Source organism: Glycomyces niveus (assembly GCF_017592475.1).
Taxonomy (GTDB): Bacteria; Actinomycetota; Actinomycetes; order Mycobacteriales; family Micromonosporaceae; genus Glycomyces; species Glycomyces niveus.
Genome location: NZ_JAGFNP010000001.1, coordinates 380,858 through 400,102, shown reverse-complemented (window position 1 = coordinate 400,102; position 19,245 = coordinate 380,858). Strand labels below are relative to the sequence as shown.

17 protein-coding genes, 1 tRNA gene and 2 pseudogenes are annotated in these 19,245 nt (G+C 67.3%); 9 read left to right on the top strand and 11 right to left on the bottom strand.

What is annotated here, in order from left to right; all coding sequences use genetic code 11:
• Positions 1–28: 28 nt before the first annotated feature.
• Positions 29–2,266: a hypothetical protein gene (locus J5V16_RS01885; RefSeq protein ID WP_208494246.1), complete on the bottom strand. Its 2,238-nt coding sequence runs from the start codon at positions 2,264–2,266 to the stop codon at positions 29–31.
• 208 nt (positions 2,267–2,474) lie between these two features.
• Complete coding sequence (locus J5V16_RS01880; protein ID WP_208494245.1) at positions 2,475–4,799, bottom strand: rhamnogalacturonan lyase; 2,325 nt, start codon at positions 4,797–4,799, stop codon at positions 2,475–2,477.
• Positions 4,800–5,022: 223 nt separating this feature from the next.
• Here J5V16_RS01880 and J5V16_RS01875 point away from each other — a divergent pair.
• Both J5V16_RS01875 and J5V16_RS01870 read left to right on the top strand, forming a co-directional pair.
• Positions 5,023–5,097 (top strand) — tRNA-Val (locus J5V16_RS01875).
• Positions 5,098–5,154: 57 nt separating this feature from the next.
• Positions 5,155–5,436 carry a hypothetical protein gene (locus tag J5V16_RS01870; RefSeq protein WP_208494244.1) on the top strand — a complete coding sequence of 94 codons (282 nt, stop codon included), beginning with the start codon at positions 5,155–5,157 and terminating at the stop codon, positions 5,434–5,436.
• A gap of 123 nt (positions 5,437–5,559) precedes the next feature.
• Here the strand turns inward: J5V16_RS01870 and J5V16_RS25310 are convergent, their stop codons facing one another.
• The gene (locus J5V16_RS25310; protein ID WP_307792840.1) at positions 5,560–6,006 is read right to left on the bottom strand and encodes a universal stress protein; all 447 of its coding nucleotides are present in this window, start codon (positions 6,004–6,006) and stop codon (positions 5,560–5,562) included.
• Between the two features lie 193 nt (positions 6,007–6,199).
• Between J5V16_RS25310 and J5V16_RS01860 the strand changes: the two genes are divergently transcribed.
• Positions 6,200–6,616 (top strand): pyridoxamine 5'-phosphate oxidase family protein, encoded by a 417-nt coding sequence (locus J5V16_RS01860; protein ID WP_307792839.1) that lies wholly within the window; start codon positions 6,200–6,202, stop codon positions 6,614–6,616.
• A 130-nt stretch (positions 6,617–6,746) separates the two neighbouring features.
• Positions 6,747–7,196: a universal stress protein gene (locus J5V16_RS01855; protein WP_208494241.1), complete on the top strand. Its 450-nt coding sequence runs from the start codon at positions 6,747–6,749 to the stop codon at positions 7,194–7,196.
• Between the two features lie 355 nt (positions 7,197–7,551).
• On the opposite strand, the gene J5V16_RS01850 is transcribed toward J5V16_RS01855, so the two are convergent.
• The gene (locus tag J5V16_RS01850; RefSeq protein WP_208494240.1) at positions 7,552–7,716 is read right to left on the bottom strand and encodes a hypothetical protein; all 165 of its coding nucleotides are present in this window, start codon (positions 7,714–7,716) and stop codon (positions 7,552–7,554) included.
• A gap of 279 nt (positions 7,717–7,995) precedes the next feature.
• On the opposite strand from J5V16_RS01850, the pseudogene J5V16_RS25670 reads away from it, so the two are divergent.
• Positions 7,996–8,771, top strand: a pseudogene (locus J5V16_RS25670) (SDR family NAD(P)-dependent oxidoreductase).
• Between the two features lie 76 nt (positions 8,772–8,847).
• Here the strand turns inward: J5V16_RS25670 and J5V16_RS01840 are convergent.
• Complete coding sequence (locus tag J5V16_RS01840; RefSeq protein WP_208494239.1) at positions 8,848–9,126, bottom strand: SHOCT domain-containing protein; 279 nt, start codon at positions 9,124–9,126, stop codon at positions 8,848–8,850.
• 145 nt (positions 9,127–9,271) lie between these two features.
• Positions 9,272–9,700, bottom strand: a complete 429-nt coding sequence (locus J5V16_RS01835; protein ID WP_208494238.1) for a pyridoxamine 5'-phosphate oxidase family protein — start codon at positions 9,698–9,700, stop codon at positions 9,272–9,274.
• Between the two features lie 411 nt (positions 9,701–10,111).
• Between J5V16_RS01835 and J5V16_RS01830 the strand changes: the two genes are divergently transcribed.
• Entirely contained in the window at positions 10,112–11,344 is a 1,233-nt protein-coding gene (locus tag J5V16_RS01830; RefSeq protein WP_208494237.1) for a SpoIIE family protein phosphatase, read from the top strand.
• A 1,032-nt stretch (positions 11,345–12,376) separates the two neighbouring features.
• On the opposite strand, the gene J5V16_RS01825 is transcribed toward J5V16_RS01830, so the two are convergent.
• Complete coding sequence (locus J5V16_RS01825) at positions 12,377–12,979, bottom strand: TetR/AcrR family transcriptional regulator (RefSeq protein WP_208494236.1); 603 nt, start codon at positions 12,977–12,979, stop codon at positions 12,377–12,379.
• Between the two features lie 172 nt (positions 12,980–13,151).
• Between J5V16_RS01825 and J5V16_RS01820 the strand changes: the two are divergent.
• Both J5V16_RS01820 and J5V16_RS01815 read left to right on the top strand, forming a co-directional pair.
• Positions 13,152–13,379 (top strand): annotated as a pseudogene (locus tag J5V16_RS01820) (alkene reductase); the annotation flags it as partial.
• Between the two features lie 84 nt (positions 13,380–13,463).
• Entirely contained in the window at positions 13,464–14,174 is a 711-nt protein-coding gene (locus tag J5V16_RS01815) for an SDR family oxidoreductase (protein WP_208494234.1), read from the top strand.
• Between the two features lie 78 nt (positions 14,175–14,252).
• Here the strand turns inward: J5V16_RS01815 and J5V16_RS01810 are convergent, their stop codons facing one another.
• The 4 genes from J5V16_RS01810 to J5V16_RS01795 are packed head-to-tail and all read right to left on the bottom strand — an operon-like array spanning position 14,253 to position 17,890.
• Positions 14,253–15,047, bottom strand: coding sequence for a hypothetical protein (locus J5V16_RS01810; protein ID WP_208494233.1), 795 nt, complete (start codon positions 15,045–15,047; stop codon positions 14,253–14,255).
• Between the two features lie 32 nt (positions 15,048–15,079).
• Entirely contained in the window at positions 15,080–15,949 is an 870-nt protein-coding gene (locus J5V16_RS01805; RefSeq protein ID WP_208494232.1) for an alpha/beta fold hydrolase, read from the bottom strand.
• Between the two features lie 51 nt (positions 15,950–16,000).
• Positions 16,001–16,996 (bottom strand): NADP-dependent oxidoreductase, encoded by a 996-nt coding sequence (locus tag J5V16_RS01800; protein ID WP_208494231.1) that lies wholly within the window; start codon positions 16,994–16,996, stop codon positions 16,001–16,003.
• A gap of 42 nt (positions 16,997–17,038) precedes the next feature.
• Complete coding sequence (locus J5V16_RS01795; protein ID WP_208494230.1) at positions 17,039–17,890, bottom strand: alpha/beta fold hydrolase; 852 nt, start codon at positions 17,888–17,890, stop codon at positions 17,039–17,041.
• A gap of 87 nt (positions 17,891–17,977) precedes the next feature.
• Here J5V16_RS01795 and J5V16_RS01790 point away from each other — a divergent pair, with 87 nt between their 5' ends.
• Positions 17,978–18,595, top strand: coding sequence for a TetR/AcrR family transcriptional regulator (locus tag J5V16_RS01790; protein ID WP_208494229.1), 618 nt, complete (start codon positions 17,978–17,980; stop codon positions 18,593–18,595).
• Positions 18,596–19,245 lie beyond the last annotated feature (650 nt).

Sequence of the window (19,245 nt, the reverse complement as noted above, 5' to 3'; positions counted from 1 at the left end):
GGTCCGCCCCTTCGTCATGCCTTGCGCCTTAACGGATGTCGATCGTGACGATCGACGGGTCGTGGTCGGAGACGCCGTAGCGGCCGTAGGCGGGCTCCTCGCCGAAGTCGTACGCGTCGGCCGGGTAGTCCGCGTTGATGTGCGCGGACACCGCGGCCTCGACCTCGCGCAGCAGGGCGGGCGAGACGAACATCTGGTCGAGGGTCTGGGTCTGGCCCATGAAGGTGTAGGAGTACGCCGCCTCAGGGTGCTCCTCCACCATGAGGTCGTGCAGGCTCGACAGGCCCGAGTCCTCGTACAGGCCCGCGAGCTGGTCGGACGGGCCGACCCAGTCGCCCGAGATGACCTGGCCCTCGGCGAACGGGTCGTCGGGGCGCGGGAAGACGTTCAGGTCGCCGCCCGCCAGGACCTTCGCCCGGCGGTCGTGGTCGAGGATCGCGGCGCTGATCGCGGCCAGGTAGTTCGCCTGCTCGGTGCGGTGCAGCACGCGGGTGTTCGGACCCGAGGAGAAGTGGTTGTTGATCAGGTAGATCTCCGAGGCCTTGAAGCCGTGCTTGTCCTTGAGGAAGAACTTCGCGACCTGCGCGGGACGGCTGAAGACGTCGAAGCCGTTGCAGGCGAAGACGCCCGAGCTCTTGCACTGGTCGATGACCTCTTGCGGCAGGGCCGCGTTGAGGGCCTTCGGGTTCTGCACGTCGGCGTTGATCGCGTCGGCCTCGGTCGGGTACTCGACCATCGGCGCGGTGCCGAAGACCGGGTCCCAGCTCTTCACCTTCGACAGGCCGGCCAGCTTGGGCTGGTACAGGAAGCCGGTCATGATGCCGCGGGTGTCGGCCGAGTCGAGGTCGCCGGTCGCGGTGTAGGCCGGGCCGCCGTACTCGGCGATGACGAGCGCGAGCTCCTGAATGGAGTCGGGCGCGCCGTCGCCTCCGGTGTTGGCCTCGCCGGTGTTCACCAGGTCGCACACGAGGCGGTCGGCCCCGAGGTCGGAGTGCTCGGTCCACTCGGGGTTGACCGAGCAGACGTCCTGGGCCTCGCCCTCCTGGGTCATGAGGATCGCGGGGCTGTGCAGGTCCTCGACGATCTGGCCGGCCTGGCGCAGCAGCTGCGCCTCGTACTCCTCATAGGAGGCCGGGACGTAGTCGAACGGGGGCTTGACGTTGCCTTCGGGGTCCTCGGCGTCGGTGCAGCCGGTGTTCCCGGTGAAGTCGCAGCCCGAATTCGGGTTGTCGCGGAAGTCGTAGAGGTTCTCGATGTTGTACGAGGCGATGCTGGCCTCGCCCCGGCCCGCGGGCTCGACCGGCTCGTTCTCGGCCGGCTCGAGGCCGCCTTCGAGCGCGAGGTCGTTCGCGACCTGGATGGCGTACTTGGCGAACGAGAGGTACACGCCGCCGGTGTTCGCCTCGGTGATGACGTCGTACGTCTTGGCCGGGGCGATGATCGTCTCGTTCGTGCCCTCGGTGGCGCGAATGCCCATGTCGCCCATGACGAACAGGTAGCCGTTGCCGTCGTCGAAGTTCCCTTCGACCGTGTCGAGCGGGTGCGCGTCGCGGAAGGCGCGGGCGGCGTAGCCGTCCTGCTGCGCCGCTTCACTGTCGCCGCGCATCGCCCAGACCTCGCCGCCGCTGGAGTACACGTCGCGCCCGGCGGTCACGACCGAGTCGGCCGGGACGGTGAGCTGCATGCCGAGGTGGCGGCGGAAGTACTCGGTAGAGGCCTTCGCGTCGTTCGGCGGGTCGACTTCGACCGTGGCGACCTCGGCGAGCGGGTCCAGGCCGGACTCGACCACGTCGTAGACGAACGTGGAGCCGCCGCTGAACTGGATGTTCCCGAAGTAAGAGCCGACCACGGCGCGGACAACGATCTCGTCGCCGGCCTTCACGGTCCAATTCGCGCCCAGCTCGGCCTGCGCGGGCGAGCCGTTCAGGGTGCGGACGGTCGAGAACTTGTTGTTGAAGACGTAGATGCCGTCCGAGGAGAGCGGGTCGCCGTCCGTCGCGTCGGCCTTCTCCTGCAGGAAGAAGCCCTTGTTGCCGTTGGCTTCCATGGTCAGCTGCGTGACCACGCCCTGCACGTAAACCGTCTGGCCGGCCAGGGGCGAGGTGAAGTCGGTGTCGCCGTCGGCGATCGAGCCCTGGACCGCGCCGATGTGCACGATGTCGACGTCCGCGTAGGCGGACGAGGCGAAGAGGAAGCCGGAGGCGCCGACGATGACCGCGCCCGCGGCCGCCGCCGCGAGCCGGGCTCGCCGTCTGAGGGAACGCACAGGAGAGCTCCAATGCTGTCGTACGGGACCTCGGCGCGAGGGCGCCCGAGGCGGGATGATGGGGGCGGTCTTCACTCAACCGCAACAGCGGGTCGAAAGCAAGGCTTCAGAGTGAATTCCTCGTATCATCCCATGTCTATTTCCGCAGGGGGACGCAGCGGGGCGGGCCGCGCGAAGCGGCCCGCCCCTAAGAACCCGTAAGGTCCGGTCAGCCCCGATAGCGGGGCGCGTAGTAGTCCGGCACTTCGACTTCGCCGAAGTCCATGTCGGACCCCATGTAGAAGCCCGGGTACTGCGGCTGGTTGTAGGTGGTCTGCTGGTTCGCCACGCCGACCCGGTACTGCGGGTCGTGCATGAGGGTGAACAGCTTGTGGCCGGTCACGTCCGTGGCGGTGAAGACGCGGATCGCGCTCGAGTCCGCGGTGCGCACCAGCAGCTCCTCGCGCCAGTCGCCGAGCACGTCGGCGACCAGGCCCGGGTTGCCCTTGGTGTAGTTGTTGGTGAGCGTCCCGGCGGCGTCGAGGACCACGCCGTCCTGGTAGTCGCGGATCGTCGTCTCCTCGACGGTGGCGGCGTCCGCGCCGTGCACGAGCTGGGTCGTCAGGTCGGCGTCCCAGCGGATGCTCATGTTCGTGCCCGGCGTCGCGCCCTCGATCGGCTCGCCGGTCACGGTGAACAGCCCCTCCGGGTTCCCGGCCTGGTCGGGCGGGAGCGATGCCCACGCCTCCATGCCCGGGACCGACGGGTCGATGTCGCCGACCATGCCGCGACCGGTGTCGCGGCCGGAGTAGCCGCCCCACAGGACCTCGCCGGTCTCGGCGTCGCGCATCGCGTACCCGTACGGCGCCCACGCCCCGCCCTCGAAGACCGAGAAGATCTCCAGGCCCTCGCGGGCCGGGTCGAAGTCGCCCACGTGCAGGGCGTCGCCGTGGCCGAGCTTCGCGAGCGTGCCCGGGTTGTTGGCGTTCGGCGGCATCACCGCATACGAGGAGTACAGCAGCGAACCGTCGTCGTCGAGCGTCGCGGCGCCGTAGACGATCTCCTGCTTGCCGTCGCCGTCCACATCGGCCACGCTCAGCGAGTGGTCGCCCTGCGTGGTCAGCGTGCCCCACTCGGGGTCCGGGCCTTCGACGCCGTGCGGCGAGCCGTTGAACGGGTTCGACATCGGCGCGTGGCCGGAGTCGGCCTGCCAGCGCTGCCGCAGGTTCCGGCCGTCCCAGTCGATCGCGGTGATCGTCGTGCGGGTGTAGTAGCCGCGGGCGAAGATCGCGCTCGGGTGTTCGCCGTCGAGGTAGGCGACGCCGGAGAGGAACCGGTCGACGCGGTTGCCCGGCTCGATGCGGGCCATGGCGTAGTCGCCCCACTCGAGGCCGTCGTCGCCGCGGGCCACCGGGAAGTCGATGGTGTCCATCTCGAGACCGGTGCGGCCGTTGAAGACCGTGAGGTACTCCGGTCCGGACAGGACGAACCCGGCGAAGTTCCGCAGCTGGTTCCGGGTGGAGCGCGCGGGCGCGTAGACGTCGATGAAGTGGTCGGCGAGCGTCTCGGCGTCCTCCTTCGCGAGCGGGTACGCGAAGTCGAACTGCGCGTCGGCCCCGAGCGCGGCCTCGATGGTCGCGGGCCAGTCGCCCTTGACGACCTCGGGGTGCTCGTGCCAGCCCATGAACATCCGCACGAGGTGGTCGTAGTAGCCCGCGGCGGAGAGCCGGTAGTCGTCCTCATGCGTCACGCCGGCGGCGACGTCGTCCTCGGGCAGCGTGATGTACCGCTCCTCGTCCTCCACATAGGAGGTCGACTTGGTCCCCGGTGCGGTCTTGAGCATGACCTCGGAGATGCCGTCGCCGTCGAAGTCGTAGACGTCGAACTGGGTGTAGTGCGCGCCGGCCCGGATGTTCACGCCGGGCTCGATGCGCCAGAGGAGCTCGCCCTCCTGGGTGTAGGCGTCGAGGTAGACGGGGCCGGTGTAGCCGACCTGCGAGACGTCCTTGGAGTTCGAGGGGTCCCACTTGACGACGTACTCGTAGTCCCCGTCGCCGTCGAGGTCGCCGGGGCTGATGTCGTTGGCCTTGTAGCGGTACGCCTCGCCCGCGGGCGTGACGCCGTCGGCGGGCTTCTGCAGAGGGATGTCCAGGTAGCCCTCGGACCAGGGCGTGACCGTGTCCGAGACATCCGTGGGCCAGCCCCGCTCGTAGGCGACCACCTTGTACTCGGCGTCGGCGTCGCCCTTGGTGTCGAGGAAGTTGGTGGAGTCGGTGACGGTGGCGATCTTCCGGCCGTCCCGGTAGACCCTGAACGTGGCCCCGGTCAGACCTGAATCGTTATAACCCGACACCTCGTCGGCGAGCAGCCGCCAGCTCAGGAAGACGCCGTCGCCGGTCACGGCCGCGACGAGGCCACGGTCCAGCCGCTCGAGCTGGATGTCGTCGTGCCGACCGCCGCCGTGCGCCTGCGCCGAGGCGGTGACCCCGGCCCCGGCCAGCACACCGACGAGCGACACCGCGACGACCTTGCGAAACATAGTGGGAGGACTCATGGAAGGGGCTCCTCGGAAAACGCACGAGGCCTGCGAGAACGCGTCGGATGCAAGGAGGGGACGCACGGAGGCCTCAATTGAAACGATTTAACGCATCGAAGACTATCGACCTCACCCCGCCCCTGTCAAGCGCTCTCCAAGCCCGCCCCCTGTGACCGCCGGTACGCCCGACCCCCCACATTCGCCCCCCGCAACACACTCCGGTACAGTTCTACCTCGTCCCGGTCGATTAGCTCAGCGGGAGAGCACTCGCTTCACACGCGAGGGGTCACTGGTTCGATCCCAGTATCGACCACCAACAAACAGCCCCGACTGATTCAGTCGGGGCTTTCGCGTAGGAGCCAAAAAGGGAGCGATGGTCACCGGTCGCCTCCCATGGGGCAACACGGTGGTCGCCGGCATCGCACTGGGCGTCATCGTCGCCGTGCCGAACGCGGCACTCGCTGCGGCTGCGCTGCGCGGCAGCGCACGCTGCGGCCCGCTTTCGATCCTCGCGGGTGTGCTCGTGGTCGGCTGGATCGTCGTTGAGGTCGCCTTCATCCGCGAGTTCAGTTTCTTTCAGCCGTTCTATGCGGCACTTGGTCTGTCGCAAGTCTGGTGGGGCTGGCGCATCGGTCGGTCTGACACCAGAACCTGATGACGGCGCTCCGGCCGTCGTTTTTCAACTGCATCTCCTCGGGGCACATCGAGGAGTGGCGCTGGTGGTCTGGGCGGGCGGGCCGCCCGGCGGCCCCACGCCGGACGAAGGTTCGCGGAGCGGTCAGTCGGCGACGCGGACGACGACGACCGGGCAGGGGGCATGGTGGACGCAGTACTGGCTGACCGAGCCGAGCATGGCCCGGGCCACCTCGTCACGGCCGTGCTCGCCCACGACGAGCAGATCGGCGCCCGCGGCGTGCTCAAGGAGGACCGCGGCGGGGTCACCGAGCACGACCAGGCGCGTCACGGCGACGTCGGCGTCGCCCGCGGCGGCCGCGATCGCCGCGTCGAGGGCCGTGCCCGCCTCGGCGGCGATGTCGACCCCCGGCAGCAGGGGCACGGGCGCGCCGAAGCTGATCGGGTACTTCCAGGCGTAGACGGCTTCGACGTCGGCGCCGGTCGCCTTCGCCTGCTCAAGCGCCCAGCGCAATGCCGACCGCGCCGCCGGCGAGCCGTCGACGCCGACGACGATGCGCCGCCGAGGCCGATCCTCGTCTGGTTTGTCCACTCTCGTCCTCACGCTTTCAGGGTGCCGCAGGTCGCGGCCGGGTGTTGGGCCATTGCGCGGATCGCGTGCGGATGCCGTGCGCGACGGATCGGCGTCGCCTCCCGCCTCGTCCTGATAGCGTCGGGATCGAGGGGCATCGCCGCGTCCCGCCGGGGCGGTTCCCGTCGGGAGATGCGCCGGAGGGGGTGGGGACGTGGACACCAAGCGAATCCCGACATCACTGAGTCCTTCGCTCGCGCTGGGCCTGCTCGGCCACGAGGAGTTCGGGCGGGTGGCCTTCGTTTCGGAGGGCCTGCCGACCATCAGGCCGCTCAACCACGTCGTCGTCGAGGGCCTGATCATCGTCCATACAGGACATCACACTGCGTTCGCGCAGGCAGTGCTCGCCGACCCGGGGGTGCACGTGGCCTACCAGGCCGACGCGATCGACAAGCACACCCGGCTGGGCTGGAGCGTCCTCGTCGCCGGGACCGCGGCGGACGTGACCGACAGCCGCCGCACCGAGAGCCTGGGCCCGCGCGTCCACTCCTGGCTACAGCGCCCGCTCGACACCGTCATCGCCATCACCCCGCAAGAGGTCACCGGCTTGCGCCTCACCATCGAGCACTGAGCCTCGGACCGGGCCGTTGGTCAACGAGACCCCGTTACTCGTGCTTCGGTTCGTCTGTGCTCGGAGCTTTGTCGCGACTGAGGTGAGGTCCTGACGGGCGGGTTAGAGTCCGACTGAAAGGGGGATCGATATGACCGTTCCTGTAGCTGGCAACGGGGTTGTCATCGTCGGCGTGGACGGGTCGCCTTCGTCGCGGCGGGCGCTGCGGTGGGCGGTGGAGCAGGCCGGGGCGACCGGTAAGCGAGTAGTGGCGGTGCAGGCGTGGCAGGTTCCTGCGGCGTTCGGCACCGGGGCGATGGTGATGCCTGGGGTCGACTGGGGCGAGGAGGCCCGCACGGCGCTGGAGTCGACCATCGCGTCCGCCGTCGGAAAGGATTCGCGGGCGCGGATCGAGCAGCGGGTCGTCGAGGGGCACCCGGCATCGGCGCTCCTCGCCCAGATCGAGGATGCCAGCGCGGACCTGCTGGTCGTGGGCAGCCGAGGCCATGGCGGGTTCGTCGGCACGCTGTTGGGCTCAGTGAGCCTCCACGTCGTGGCCCACGCGCGCTGTCCGGTGGTCGTCGTCCACGACAAAGTGTGAGCGACAGGCGGTCCTCGGCCGAGCGGCCGAAACCGAACGAGTCGTACAGACCCGCACCGGAAGCGTCGATCTCGGCGGCCGACACGCCGTAGCCGCGGCCGCACAGCTCGGATGCTCGTCGCAGGTCAGCCTCTCGTAGAGAACGGACTCCTGCGGGCGGCACCCGATCCGGTCGGCGTGCCCGATCGTCCCGCCCCGGGCGAGGGCTCCGACCAAGATCTTCATGAACGTGCTTGCCCGAGCCGTTCCGACCAGGCCGACCACCTCGGGGCAGGCCAGTCCGAGGGCCGCGCCGTGCAGCACCGTTATCGCCGCGTCTGCGTCGGTCATCCCTCCCGCTTCGCGGCCTGACCGGTCATCCTCGCCGCTTCGCCGTGTTGGCGGCGTGTGCTCCGGTCAGGTCCAAGGCGATGGCCAGGATCAGCGTCGCCGTCCAGGCGTTCACCGGATCGAAGAGCAGCGGTTCACGGGTGCCCACGAAGTTCGCGATGAGCCAGATGATGAACCATATGAATGTCATGACCGGCGTTCCTTTCGGAATCGCACTCGGATTTCCCTAGCCCGGTGCGCCACCAGACCCTTGAGTGTCGACGTTGCAGGTCGGCGGGTCCCGGCTCTCCCAGTCTCGCAGGCCCTGCTGTACGCGATCGCCGCTTCGTGAAACTCAGCGAAGGCTCGCAAGCGAGCAGGGCCGACTCAGAGCGGGCTGAAGCGTTCTCTCCCTTAGACTCCGGAAGTCAGCCTTCCGAGTTTGGCTGATCTCCGGGACGGGAATCGGTTGGCGGACCACTCTGAAACCATGGAAGCAGCACCGAAGCGGGGTACCGAACGTCTGCAGGGGCGAGTCGCCCTGGTGACCGGCGCCGCGAGCGGGATCGGACGGGCGACCGTTGAACGCCTGGCTGCCGAGGGCGCATCGGTGGTCGCGACCGACGTCCAGAACGATCCCGGCGAAGCGGTCGCGTCGCGGCTTCGTGAACGGGGCGCACGGGCCGTCTTCCAGCACCACGACGTCGCCCACGAATCCTCCTGGCGGACCTGCGTCGAGCGAGCCGTCACCGAATTCGGAAGCCTCGACATCCTGGTCAACAACGCGGGCATCGGCGATATCGCCACCATCGAGGAGACCAGCAGCGACGACTGGGGCGCACGATCGCCGTCGACCAGACCGGCGTCTTCCTCGGCATGAAGACCGCAGCCGAAGCGCTCAAGAAGTCAGGACGCGGCTCGATCGTGAACATCAGCTCCATCTTCGGCGCCTCAGGCGGATTCGGGACCTCCCCGGCGTACCACGCCGCCAAGGGCGCGGTGCGGATCCTGACCAAGAACGCTGCCCTGCACTGGGCGAGGGAGGGGGTGCGCGTGAATTCGGTGCACCCCGGCTTCATCGACACGCCGATGCTTGAGGCCGCCAAAGGAACCGAGTACGAGACCGCGATGATCGATCTCACCCCGATAGGGCGCCTGGGCAGGCCCGATGAAGTCGCGGCATGCGTGGCGTTCCTGGCCGGCGACGACGCTTCGTTCATCACCGGCTCCGAGCTGTACGTCGATGGCGGCTACCTGGCCCGATAGCGCCCGAGGTTGCCGCACCCGGACCGTGGTGGGACGACCCGGGATCGGCTGCTGTCGCGCCTCCCTGGGGTCCGGTTCAGTCGCCTTCGAGCCGGGCGCGCACCTCGCTATAGGTGACGGAGTCGATCTCCCCGGCGGCGTAGCGCCGGTCGAGCGTCTCGCGCGGCGCCTCCCGATGCACGGGGCGTTGAGCTCCGTCAACGGTTCCCTGGCGCGATTCGATCGCCCGGCTGAGTCTGATAACCGCCCAAATGAACACCGCCAGAACAATGACCCAGAAGAGCATCATGAAACCCATCCACCACCAGAGACCGTCCCACATCTGGTCGCCCCGCCAATTCATCATCGTGCCCACCCCCATTTGCCGTTACTTCGGGCCCACATTCAGACTGGCCCCTCCCGGGCGCATGTTCTGGAGATCCGGACTATGGATCAGCCTGTCCGAAGCCGGCGTCTCGCCTTCGCTCAGACCGTCGTTCAGGAGGCCTTTGCAGCAACCCCTAGCGAGATCCCCCGGACCCTGCAGCGAGGCGCAGGCCCGTCACTTTATGCGGTTCGATCGCGATGACCATGTCCAAGGGGTGTTTCATCCAGGACTCGACTTGCAGCCCGATCTGCGCGGCGTGGGGTTCGCGGGAGATATCGGCGGCGGTGCCAGTGACGAGCACGCTCCAGCCGAGTCGGGTGCGCGGTTCGATCCGGTCGGCCTGGTAGGTCACTTGCAGGTCCGCTTGTCGCCGCACCGCTCGCCCGAGGGCTGAGGTGTGTCGCGTGAAGAGGACGATGCGGCTGTCGAGCAGCACGTGGTTGAGCGGCCTGATGGTCGGAATGCCGTCGGCGATGAATGCGATGCGTCCGAACTCGGCGCCCTCGAGCAGGCCAAGCGCGGCCTCAGCATCGAGTTCGACGGGGACCCGCTTGTTCTCCACCGCTTCCCCTCCGAGACAACCTGTGCCGATAGGGTCCGTCCGGCCACCGGCCGGATGCTTCGTGAATCGACCGTACCAAGGTTCCCGGCAGCAGACCTTCAAATGATCGAGCGCACGCCGCGGTGTAGCGCAACTGCCTCGGTGCCTGCCGAGCGCACCATTTGCAGAGCGGCTCAGTCTGAGCCAAGCGGCGATTCGGCGCCGAACAGTCCGTCGGCGATTACCCGGATCACGGTTACTCCTCGTTCGCCGGCTCCATGAGCTAATTCGCAACAAGGCCGGGCCTTGGCACGTTGGCGTCACGAGCCCGTACCAGTCGATTCTCGATCGGCCGTATTCTCATTGCGCCGCCGTACTGATGTGTAGCGTGACAACAGGAATCGGGGAGTCAGGGAGGCAGGACGGTCAGGAATGGCGGATGTGGATTACGCTGCGGTGTTCTTGGCGATGCCAACCCCGTGCGTCCTGGTCACAACTGAATTTGTGATCGTCGCAGCTAATCCGGCCTACATGAAGGCCACCGGAAGGGGAAGTGACGACCTGATTGGGCGAGGGCTGTTCGAGGTTTTCCCCGAGAGCAATCCCGACTTCCGCGGAGAGCGGAACGTCAGGGGATCGCTGAACCGGGTTATGCAGACCGGGAGACCGCACACCATGGCGCTCCAGCGGTACGACGTCCCCGTCACGGGGAGCCCCGGCGCGTTCGAAGAGCGCTGGTGGGCATTGGTCAATGCGCCGGTAGCCGGCCCGAATGGCCCGGTCGAATGGATACTCATCCGGGCCGAAGATGTGACCGCGTTCGTCCGATCCCAGGACCCTCGCCACCAGCCGCCGGTCGAAGAGCCGTCCGAGGCGATGGCGCTGGAGGCCGAACTCTTCGAACGCGCCCGCGAACTGCAGAACCTCAACGTCGAGCTGAGCGAGGCCCAGACGCGCGACCGCCAGGTCGCCGTCACGCTCCAGAAGGCCATGCTGGTAATGCCGGACCTCGAGAAGCATCCCGAGGTCGCGGTGCGATACCTGCCTGCCATCGAAACTATGAATGTGTGCGGCGACTGGTATGACCTGATCGACCTATCGGGCGACCGATTCTCGGTCGGAGTCGGCGACGTCATCGGCCATGGCCTGGAGGCCGCCGCGGTCATGGGGATGCTCCGCAGTGTGCTGAGCGCCGCTATGCGCGCTTTGGAGCGGCCCGCCCACGCACTAGAAGTCCTCGGCTTGTATGCGCACTCGATGGAGAGCGCCCTGAACTCCACGGCCGTCAAGGTGATGGTGGACCCTCGGAGCGGCTTGATCATCTACAGCAACTCCGGACATCCGCCCCCCGTCCTCGTCCACTCGGAGGGCGAATGCGAACTGCTCGACCAGGTCCTCGACCCGCCCCTGGGCGCACGACCCCAGCACGTTCCCTGTTCGCAGGCCGGGCAGCCCTACGCCGAAGGCGACACGCTCGTGCTCTACACGGACGGGCTCATCGAACGGCACGGCGAAGACCTCGACACGGGCCTGAACCGGCTATGCGATGCCCTGGCACGTCACTGCGGCCGAAGCCCGGACCAGATGGCCGATGCGGTGCTGAGGGACCTCGGTGTAGCTGGTGGCACGCATGATGACATCGCCCTGATCATCGTCCGGTTGTGATCGGTCGCGGCCCGCCGGAATGTCAGCAGCAGTTCGAGGTCGGCCAGGCGCCCCTCGAACACGGTGTACGCCTCTGCGGTGATCGCCTCACACCAGTGGGCGTAGACAACGGTCTCAGGTCCGGAGAACGCTCGAAGCACGGCGGCTAACGCGCAGAACGATTCCCAGTCGAGACTGCCTTCGGTGGGCGGTTTGATCGATGCCGGCCACGAGCCCTGACGTCGGGCCGAAGGAAAAGCATGGCGCGAGGGGAACGGGAGGATTGTGGCGTGGTCGAGCGGAACGATCGGATCGCCGGTGCGGTCGGACAGGTCCCGCCAGCGCAGTCGCTTTCCAGCCGGGCCCGGGATGGCCATCCCAGCCGAGCCCGCCACCTGGCACTTTGAGCTGGGGGTGGTCGTGTTCATCGAACGCTCTGGTCCGCCAAGGCTCCACCTCACCAGAGGCCAGGTGACGCCGGTGTTGTTGGTCGTGGGTCTCGTCGCTGTCCGGCTGTTCCTGTTCGTCAGTCACCTCAGCCTCAAGCACACCTCAAGGACAGCACGGGTTCGGCCCACACGCGAGTGCGACCGTGGCAACGCCGGTGTCTTGCGACTGTATGGCGGCGACGAGGTCGCATACCTGGGTCAGCATGACTTTGACCTGTGGTTTTGAGTTGTAATAAGCGACCGAAAGGTCCACTAACCAAATAACCCGGACATTCCAGCGGTTTCAACTCACGCCGAATGATCCGGGTTTGGTTATAAACCAACTGGTCACGGAAGACTTGGTTAGGCACCAACCAGATCACCGCCGGGGTGAACTCATCGTGTAAGCCCCGCTCATCCTCAAATCAAGACCTCCACCACGCACACCGGACATCGGTGTTCCTGCAGCCGAAAACCGGACTACCGCGAATATTGATCGCCGTCGAGCCGCCGGTCAACCGGCGCCGTACGCCGTCCAAAGTTAGAGGGTCTAGGCGGCGGGCGCCTACCGAGCGGGCGCGCTGTGAGCAGGCCGCGTCCGGTGTCCGACCTGTGGCCGCGTCAATCAGCGTGGCAAAAGGACTTGGATCTGCTCGCGGATTTCACTGAGGATGTCGTCGACGGTGTGGCCGATGTTGATGGTGGCGGCCATGCTGATGAACATGATCGCCGAGACGATGTGGGCGAGGGTCGCGGCGGCGCTGGGGTCGATGCGCTGGTCCCGCTGCAGGACGGTCGCGATCGCCTCCTCGGTCTGGAGGGTGAGCGCGAGGGCTTCGCGGTGGTGGGGTTCGGCGGGGTCGCCGAAGACCATCTCCCGCAGGTAGGTCCGGCCGTTGTCGATCTGTTTGCGGTTGCAGGCCACGACCGGGCTGATGATCGCCATCACCGCATCGAGTACGTCGGGGACGTCCTCGGCGGCGGCCCTGCCCTCGACGAGGGCGTCGGCGTACGTGGTGTTCTGCACCAGCAGGAGCAGCTCGCCTTTGTTCTTGGCGTAGAGGAACAGGGTGCCGGTGCCGATGTCGGCCTTGTCGGCGATCTGCTGGGTGGTGACCTCGTCGACGCCGCGCTCGGCGAAGAGCTCACTGGCCGCGGTTGTGATGCGGTCGAGCTTCTCCTGCTTGTTCCGCTCACGTCGCCCGACCCGTTGCGGGGCGGTTGGCATAGTGCATCCTTCCGGAATAGAATCTGATCTTGATCAGTTATGAGTATAGTCGTTACCGTGTGGGCTCGGAAGTGCCTCGGTTCATTCTCCCACGTCGGCGTAGGTCCGTGTGTTTCGCGGCTTGCGGCGGTGGCGTTCCTGACCGATCGATGCAAAGGACCATCTTCATCAGCCCACCGCGCTGTTGGTGCTCCGCTACGGGCGCACCCGCGAGCAGATCGCCGACGAGATCGAGGCGGGCCTGGCCGACATCGCGCCGCTGGGTCGTTTCGCCCTGGCCAACCCCGACATCGTCCAGCGGCTCCGCACAGGCGCCGAACTGAACGAGGTGGACCCCGCAACCCTCTACGGCGGCGGGGCGGCCGGCTACACCGATTACCTGGAACTGAAGTCCGCCTGACCACTGTGTGAGCGCCCGACCGGGCGCTCACACATCTCACCCGCGTCAACCGGCGCGGGTGCGCCACAAGAGAAAGCGACAGTCATGACCGCGATCAACGGAGCCGTCGTCCTCGTCACCGGGGCGAACGGCGGCATCGGCACGCACTTCGTCCACGACGCGCTCGCGCGCGGTGCGAGCAAGGTGTACGCCACCGCCCGCAACCCACGCGAATGGGACGACGAGCGGATCGTCCCACTCGCCCTCGACATCACCGATCAGGCTTCCATCCAAGCGGCGGTCGAGACCGCCGGAGACGTGACGGTGCTGATCAACAATGCCGGGGCCTCCGTCTCCAGCCCGGGCATCCTCACGCACACCGACGAGGAGATCCGCCGCAACGTCGAGACGAACTTCCTCGGCCCGCTGTTCCTCGCCCGCGCCTTCGCGCCGCTCCTGGCGGACAAAGCGCATGCGGCGATCATCGACATCCACTCCGCGCTGAGCTGGTACGCCGTCGGCGGCATCTACAGCGCCACCAAGGCCGCACTGTGGTCGGCGACGAACTCGCTGCGCCTGGAGCTCGCCCCCGAAGGCGTGCAGGTCGTCGGGGTGCACGTCGGCTACGTCGACACCGCCATGGCCGCGCACACCGACGAACCCAAGACTGATCCTGCGGATCTCGTGCGGATCGTGTTCGACGCTGTCGAGGCGGGAGAGCACGAGGTGCTCGCCGACGAGACCTCCGTGCAGGCCAAGGCCGGTCTCAGCGCTCCGCTCGAGGCCGTCTACCCGGAGCTCAAGCCGGCCGTCTGAGCGGTGACGACGACAGCGGCGGACGCCTCGCGTCCGCCGCTGTTCGCTCTCGTGACCGTCGCCGACGATCGTGGCCGGTCATTCCTGGTAGTTCGGAAGCATCCGCCCGCCCTTCACATAGGTGAGGGCCGCCTCGACTTCGTAGGCGTGGACGGCGGAGGCGAAGGCGGGAAGTTTGGACGACAGCTTCGCGACGGCGGCGTCGACGAAGAACGCGCTGCGCGCGTCGGCATCGGTGAAGCCGAGCATCACTGAGGCGTGGAATTGCCGGTCGGCCGGGTTGTCGTGCGCCACGTTCGGCGTGTTCCACAGGCCCCGGCGCCAGGGCATGAACACCTGGGTCCGCAGCTCTTTCAGCTCGCCCGTGGCCGCGAGTGCGGGGGCGAGGCGGTCGGTGAGGATCTTCCGGAACACACCGGTGCCGACCTCCTCCCGCTTGCTGACGTAGATCAGGGCACGGGCTCCCGCCCGCTCGCCGGGCCCCGCGACGTCGTACCAGCGCGCCGAGTACGGCGGCCCTGCGTAGAGCAGGGTGCGGCGGAACAGGTTCACCTCGTCGAGATAGGCGAGCTTGGTCTGTTTCCGGCCCAGCAAGGGCGAGAGCACGGACTTGAAGGTGACCTCGGCGACCCCGTCGATCTTGCGATCGGTGGGGATGGCGGTTTCGACACCGTCGACCTCGGGCCACAGGCCGGGGTTGTCCTCGGCCAGGTGGATCTGGCGGTACTCCTCGAGTCCCGGTGTGGCGCTGATGATCTCGGAGTGCGGGCCCTTCCAGCGGTCCATCCCCTGCTGCCGCGGCTGGTCGTCGCGCACCCACAGCAGGATCGATGACGCGAAGGGCTTCTTGACGAAGGCTGGTGCCGTTGTCATCGCCGATCCTCCTCGGTCGGTTCGGGTGCCGTTCATCGGTTCAGGAACTCGGCGGCGACGGGCGCGAAGTCCTCGTGGTACTGGAAGATCCCGCCGTGGCCGGAGTTCGGGTAGATGACCAGCTCGGAGCCCTTGATGCGCCGGTGCATGTCCTCGGACAGGACCGACGGCACCATGCGGTCGTTGTCGCCGTTGGCGATCAATGTCGGCTGGGTGAGCTTCGACAGGTCGTGCGGCGTGCCGCGGCCGTACTTCTTGATGGCCTTGAGCTGCGTCCGGAAGCCCTTCAGCGGCATCGGCGCGTCGCGGCCCTCGGTGCGGGCGCCGGTCGTCCGCTGGACGTACGCTTTCGCGGCCCTCTTGCCGGTGGCGTCGCGGTTGAAGAACAGGAACTCCCGCGGATCCGAGCGCGTCAGCGTCGCCTTCAGAATGTCGCGGTAGGTCATCCCGGCGACCTTGTCGATGTCCTTGCCGCCCTTCGGCCCAGTGCCGGTGAGGACGAGTCTGCGGACCAGGTCCGGGTGCTCGGCGATGAGCGCCTGGGCGATCATGCCGCCGAGTGAGAAGGAGAAGACGTCGATCTTGTCGAAGCCGAGCGCAGTGATGAACGCGTAGGCGTCCGCGGCCATCGCCTCGATGGTGTCGGGCACCTCGCCGGTGGAGGCGCCGACGCCGCGCTGGTCGAAGGCGATCACGTGACGGTCCTTCGCGATCGCGTCAACGATCTGCGGGTCCCAGTAGTCGAGCGTCGCGGCGAGGTGGACGAAGAAGACGACCGGGATCCCGCCCTTCGGCCCCAGCTCGCGGTAGACGAAGTTGACGCCGTTCGCGGTGACGGTGCGCGTGGGCGCCTCGACATAGGACGTGATGACCGCTTCGTTTTGGCTGCTGTTCGTGTTCATGATGGTGCTCCTCCGTGTAAGGCTGATGCTAGTGATGGTTGTTTGGGCAGGTCAGGCTTTAGTGATGACGGCCTTGCCTCGGATGCCGCCCCGCTCGAGCGCTTCGAGGGCCTCGGGAAGCCGGTCGAAGGAGGCGGTCTTGCCGACGATCGGGCGGATCGCGCCGCTGTCGATGAGGGCGGTGATCTCGCTGAGCTGTGCGCCGCTGGCACGCATGAACAGGAACTCGTAGGTCACGCCGAGCTTCTTGGCCCTGCGGCGGATCCCGGCGCTCATAGCAGTGACCGCCAGACGCACCACCGGGTTAGCACCGAGCTCACGCGCGGTGGCCGCATCCGGAGGACCCGCGATGCTGATCGCCTTGCCCCCGGGGCGCAGCACGCGCAGGGACTTCTCGAGGTTCTCCCCGCCGAGACTGTCCAGCACCAGGTCATACCCGCCCAGCAGCTCCTCGAAATCCTGGGCGCGGTAATCGATCACGATATCGGCACCGAGCTCACGCACGAAGTCCGCGTTGGCGGCACTGGCCGTCGTCGCGACCTGGGCGCCCAAGTGCTTCGCGAGCTGGATCGCGATCGACCCGACCCCGCCGGCACCGGCGTGGACGAGGACCTGCTGCCCGGCCCGCAGGTTGCCCTTCTCAACCAGGGCCTGCCATGCGGTCAAAGCGACCAGCGGCAGCGAACCGGCTTCCTCCATGGTGACCGATCGCGGCGTCAGGGCCAGATCGTCCTCGGCAACGGCGATGCGCTCGGCGAACGTCCCGATCCGGTCCTTGTCGGGCCGGGCGTACACCTGATCGCCGAGGTCGAACCCGCGGACCTTCGAACCGACGCCGATGACGGTGCCGGCAACGTCATTGCCCAGGACGAGCGGCAGCTGATACGGCAGGATCGTCTTGAGCTCACCGATCCGGATCTTCTCGTCGAGCGGGTTCAGACCGGCGGCCCCCACCTGAACGAGCACATCGCGCTCACCCACAACCGGCTCGGGCACCTCCGCGAGCTCCAGCGGGTCCTTGTACTTGCTGACGACGAACGCTTTCATGATGTTTCCTACTCCTACTGCTGTCGTTGGTTGTCGAGGTCGCTACCGGCGCAGGAAGTCCCGCGCGGCGTCGACGAACGCGTAGTGGTTCTGGAAGGCGACGCCGTGCCCGGAATCGGGGAACATCGTCACCGTCGCGGTCGGCAGGTGCCTGGCGAGTGCGGACGCGTTCGCCGGCGGGACCAAGAGGTCGCTGTCGCCGTGGACGATGAGCACCGGACCGGTGAACCGCGAGAGGTCAGCGGGTGCTTGTGCGCCCCACTGGTGCACCGCTGCGAGTTGCGCCCGAAAGACCCCTGCGGTGACCGCCTTGTCGCGACCGTTCGTGCGTTCCTTCAACCGCTTGAGGTACGCCCGGGCGGCCTGGCGGCCAGCCGGTGTGCGGGTGAAGAACAGCAGTGTCTTCGGATCCTTGAACATGATCGCGGCGCGCAACGTTCCCGCGATCGTCACGCGGGTCATGTCGGTGAGCCCCGGCCCGCCCGCGGGTCCGGAACCGGCCAAGATCAGTCGATCGACCAGCTGCGGCGCCTGCGCGATGACCGCCTGGGCGACCATGCCGCCCATCGATAGACCGAACAGATCCACCCGCTCATGGCCGAGCGCCCTGATGACGGCCACCATGTCCGCGGCCATCTCCTCCATCGATGCGCGGACGCGCCCGCCGGAGTCGCCGACGCCGCGGTAGTCCACGGCGATGACGCGGCGGTCCTGGGCGAGGCCGTCCACGATGCGCGGGTCCCAGTTGTCCAGGTTCGCTCCCAGGTGGACCAGAGCGATCAGCGGGACACCAGTTCGCGGACCGAGCTCGCGATAGGCGAACGAGGTACCTGCGACCGCGATGGTCCGCGTCGGCGCGCCTCGGTGACGCAGCGCGGTGTGTGGCTCCGACATGTCCTTCTCCCGGGCTCTCGCTTCACTCAGTTTTTCTGAGTATGCTCAAGTATGACTCGACTCAGCAACATTGTCAAGGAGGCCGCTATGCCCGCCAGAGGAATCCCGATGCGGCGCCGAGAACGCGCCAAGCAGGAGAAACGCGAGCGCATCATGGCGGCGGCGCAGGAGCTTTTCGCCGAGCACGGCGTGAGCGGAGTCACGACGCAACAGATCGCCGACCGAGCAGGCATCGCCATCGGGACCTTGTTTCGGTACGCGTCGACAAAGGCGGAGCTGCTGATCATGGTGCAGAACCAGAAGTTCGCCACCGCCATCGACGACGGGCTCGCCGCAGCCGCCGCCGCGGGACAAAGCCCGATCGAACAGGTGCTGACACTGATTCGCCCAGTGGTGACCTGCGTACGCGAGCACGTCGAGAACGGCCGCACTTACCTGCACGAACTCGTTCTCGGCAACCCCGCAGAGCCGTATCGGAAACAGGGACTCGCCCTCGCCGGCCGTCTAGAGGACGGCATCACCACTTTGCTCACCCGCGATGCACGCGTCGACACCGGCGAGGCGGCGACGGTGGCGCGGGTGATCACTGCGATCATCCACATCAGCACGACTGCCACCGCCTACCTGCATCGCAGCGACCAGGAAGTTCTCACCGACATCCGCGAACAGGTTCAGGCCGTCCTCAAATTCGGATCCAAACCTTAGGTATTGCAATCCAAACTCGTTTCACCAGCCCAGCGGGTGTACGCCCGCGAACCGGCCGGACGCGACCCTTCTCCGAGTTTTTCGGCCCGGGTGGCCTACGACCGTGAGGGCAAGGAGCTCTCCGCTGAGGTGGCGGGCGGCCGGATCCGCCCGCTCCTCAAATCACGCCAATTGCCGACAGGTTATTGATCGGGGCTTGCCGTTGCGGCAGGCCAGCGCGAGCTGGGACAATTGGGGTACCGGTTCGCGCCAGTCGCGGGCCGTGACATCTGAGATCAGGCCCTGTACGCGGGCCAGTATGGCTTTGACCTGGTGTTTTGAGTTGTAAGAAGCGACCGAAGGGTCCACAAACCCACATGGGCCCCCTCGCGGGGCCCATGTGACCGTTTACGATCGCCTGTGACCAGCAGTAGCCGGTCACAGGCGTCACGTTTTCTGGTGCTCCTTGCGTCCACACAGCGCCGACAGCGGGTTCGATTAGCTCGGCTCAAACGCCCGCTTCGTCGGACTCCTCGAACACGGCCGGAGTGCCGGGCACCTGGCCATGACCACCTTGCTCTCTCCGACGCGAACCACAGGAAACTGGTCGTCACATTGGCGATCGCGGTGTTCACCAGCACCTGGAGGAACGTCCGGAACCCGTCCTCGGG